Source organism: Janibacter hoylei PVAS-1 (assembly GCF_000297495.1).
In the GTDB taxonomy this organism is placed as follows: Bacteria; Actinomycetota; Actinomycetes; order Actinomycetales; family Dermatophilaceae; genus Janibacter; species Janibacter hoylei.
In genome coordinates, this window is the sequence record NZ_ALWX01000098.1 from 1 (window position 1) to 2,853 (window position 2,853).

Consider the following 2,853-nt stretch of genomic DNA (forward strand, 5'->3'; position numbering starts at 1 on the left):
GCCAGAGACGGCCTCGGAAGAGCAGTCGAGGATCGTCGAGCTCGCCACCCTCGTCCTGGTCCACTGGCACAACCACGACCGCCTCCACGGCTACCTGGGCGACGTCCCGCCAGCAGAGTTCGAGGAAGCGTTCTACGCTACGCAACGGTCCGACCACCCCTTGGTCGGAATCCAATAGCCCGAGCCTCCATCAGACCCAGTGCGGTTCAGGCCTCCACCAGTGCCTGCATGTTGTCCCCGCCAGAGCGAGCGAACCGAGCGCTGGCCACGCCTAAGCCCATGTCCTGTGCCATCGACCTCATCCTCGTCAAGGAAACGGTCTTACCCATCCCCCGCACCCCCGTCAGCACGATCGGACTCGGCGCCGGACGACCGAACGAAGCGACCGACAGCATCCGGGTACCGACCTTGGAGAACAGATCGGCACGGCCAGCCAGTACCGGCGGTTGCGCCCCGGTACCGGGTTGGTAGGGGCACGGCAGGTAGTCCATACCCATAGTTTCCTATAAAGCGACCTTTTTATAGGGAACTATGGGTGCAGTGATGACCCCATCGACAAGGGTGATGGTGATAGGTGGCCCACGGTGCCGTCCTTGACGGGGGGTATCGACCAACTCGTAGTCGAGCCGAGATGGCGCCGCCGCGGAGTAGGAACCGTCACGCTTGGGATGGTCGACGGATTGGCGCAGGGGTGCATCGGCCAGCTTGGGCCGGCCGCATTGCCGACGATCTACGTCGGCAAGTGCGACGCCGCCGCTGCCGACTTCTACGGGCGGTGCGGGTACTCGGTGATGGCACCGGAGAGGGCGGCGGGGGCAGGGGCCGAGAGCGGTCACCACCCCTGCACCTTCATGCGCACCGATGGGGTCTGAGAGCACCAATGTCGAGCCCTCCCCCACTGCCTCAGGTCTTATCTGATGACGGGTCTCCGTCGATAGAGTCGCCGTCACCTTCATCGGTGAGACCCTCGACGTTGGGTTCAACACTGACCAGGAGGCCCTCCCTCCGGAAATAGGCAGGGACCCGGTCAAGGAACAGGTCGACCAACCCGACCACCATCGCGATCGCGCCCGCGAGGATGACGAGGATTGGCACTGGTTGCGGGAGCACAGCCTCGGGGGTTGACGCCACTGCCGCACTCACGCCAAGGACGGTCACTGGCAGGCCCAGCGCCCCCAAGAAGGTGCGCACGTCGGGACGGACCGGACGCGGCTTGAGAGCCTCGGGAACGAGACCTTCCAAGACCTCGTCCTGAACGCGGTATCTCTCGAAAATGAGGTGGAGGAACGTGCCTACTACGCCGCCCGTGACCGTCACATGGAGAGCTGCGTAGGGCATGCTCATCCACGTCTTTCCGCCGACCTCGGACCACAGATCTGAAGCAACCGTCGTGCCCCCCCGCGTGGTACCCGGTACCGCCTACGACAGCCAACATCAGGACAACGACAGTTCCCACTAGCAGGAGATGGACGGGCGAGACGTGCTCAGCCGCAACGATCTTCGCGATAACACGGTCTCGCCTCTCCGTGATGGCGGCTCTAGCCGCGTCCGACAGGTCCTGACGATCGAGCAGCTCGCTCAGGGCGGCTTGCCTCTTGTTCAGGCGGCCCCGGGCTGAGACAGCAGCGACCACCACACTGACGATGGTCAGCAGCCCCGCTGCGAGCGACAGCAGGTCTTTCGCCTGCGTCAGATCCCAGTCACCCATCGGACTTCATCTCGTCGAGGCGGACGTCCTGAACGACGGCAGAGACGATCGACACTGGGTCGCTTTCTACCTCCGGGTCGAACCTCGCCAGTGAGGCGATTTCCCCGCGCAGGACCCGCCCGACGACTGCCCGGGACAGCCCTGTCGTCGACGCGATCACGCTCTGTGTCTTGCCCGCCCCGGCCATCTCGTGGACGAGCCGGAACTGGTGGGCGGTGACCCGCGAGGGCCGGCCCAACGGCGCCCCCTTCGCCCTGACCGCAGCCAGCGCCGCGCGGGTGCGCTCGGCGGTCATCTCCCGCTCGAACTGCGCCACCGACGCCATAACGTGGAACAGGAGCCAACCACCCGGCGTGGTCGTGTCCAGCGACTCCGTCAGGGAGCGGAACTCCACCCCACGGGTGCCGAGCTCGTCGACGACGGAGATGAGGTGCTTGAGCGACCGGCCCAGCCGGTCGAGCTTCCACACCGTCAGCACGTCCCCCTGCTCAAGCCGCTCGAGCAACCGGGCCAGGCCCGGGCGGTCCGTGCGCGAGCCAGACGCGTGGTCGGTGACGATGTGCTCGTCGTCCACGCCAGCCCGACGCAGCGCGTCGAACTGCAGCGCCGTGTTCTGATCGAGGGTGCTCACCCGCGCGTATCCCCAGGTGGTCAAGGCCGCCGGTCACCCTGCCCGCGGCGACGGGCGAACACGCGGCCCACCAGCACAGCGCCGCCGACAACCGCACCCAACACCGCCGCGGTGACGTACCCACTGATGTCAACAACGGCCGCTGCCGTCTCAATGCCAATCATCAAGACCCCAACCCGTGCTCGAAAGTCGCCGGTTTTTGACCTTTCGAGCAAAGCTATCAGTGAGCAGGGGTTTCGACCGCCCTCAGAGCCTCCCGCGACCCGTCCCCAGAGCTGCTCGAAAACGAGCGTCACTGAGCCGATCCCGCCGAGGTCGACGGAGCAGATCCTCTAAAGTCTGCACATGGAGCCTGACGAGCAGATGGGACCTTGAAGCGCCCCAGGTATCGCGCCGCATCCTTGTGAGTTGGAAGGATGCGAACCATGCCGAAGAAGATCGATCCGAAGGTCAAGGAGCGGTGTGTGCGGCAGGTGTTAGAGCACTTGCCGGAGTACCCGTCGCTGACCGCTGC

The 2,853-nt window shown here is 65.5% G+C and carries 4 protein-coding genes and 1 pseudogene; 2 read left to right on the forward strand and 3 right to left on the reverse strand.

Annotated features, from left to right (window positions below; all coding sequences use genetic code 11):
• Window positions 1-178, forward strand: a pseudogene (locus B277_RS17125) (IS3 family transposase); the annotation flags it as partial.
• A gap of 28 nt (window positions 179-206) precedes the next feature.
• Here the strand turns inward: B277_RS17125 and B277_RS15225 are convergent.
• Window positions 207-491: a hypothetical protein gene (locus tag B277_RS15225; RefSeq protein ID WP_128277513.1), complete on the reverse strand. Its 285-nt coding sequence runs from the start codon at window positions 489-491 to the stop codon at window positions 207-209.
• Between the two features lie 93 nt (window positions 492-584).
• Between B277_RS15225 and B277_RS15230 the strand changes: the two genes are divergently transcribed.
• Entirely contained in the window at window positions 585-872 is a 288-nt protein-coding gene (locus B277_RS15230) for a GNAT family N-acetyltransferase (protein WP_338009775.1), read from the forward strand.
• A gap of 31 nt (window positions 873-903) precedes the next feature.
• On the opposite strand, the gene B277_RS15235 is transcribed toward B277_RS15230, so the two are convergent.
• The gene (locus B277_RS15235; protein ID WP_007929900.1) at window positions 904-1,344 is read right to left on the reverse strand and encodes a hypothetical protein; all 441 of its coding nucleotides are present in this window, start codon (window positions 1,342-1,344) and stop codon (window positions 904-906) included.
• Window positions 1,345-1,700: 356 nt separating this feature from the next.
• On the reverse strand, window positions 1,701-2,363 hold the full coding sequence (locus tag B277_RS15240; protein WP_040881807.1) for a recombinase family protein: 663 nt from the start codon (window positions 2,361-2,363) through the stop codon (window positions 1,701-1,703).
• Window positions 2,364-2,853 lie beyond the last annotated feature (490 nt).

Coding starts and splice junctions, on each gene's coding strand:
- B277_RS15225 (WP_128277513.1), bottom strand. CDS start 491: ATGGACTACCTGCCGTGCCCCTACCAACCCGGTACCGGGGCGCAACCG.
- B277_RS15235 (WP_007929900.1), bottom strand. CDS start 1,344: ATGAGCATGCCCTACGCAGCTCTCCATGTGACGGTCACGGGCGGCGTA.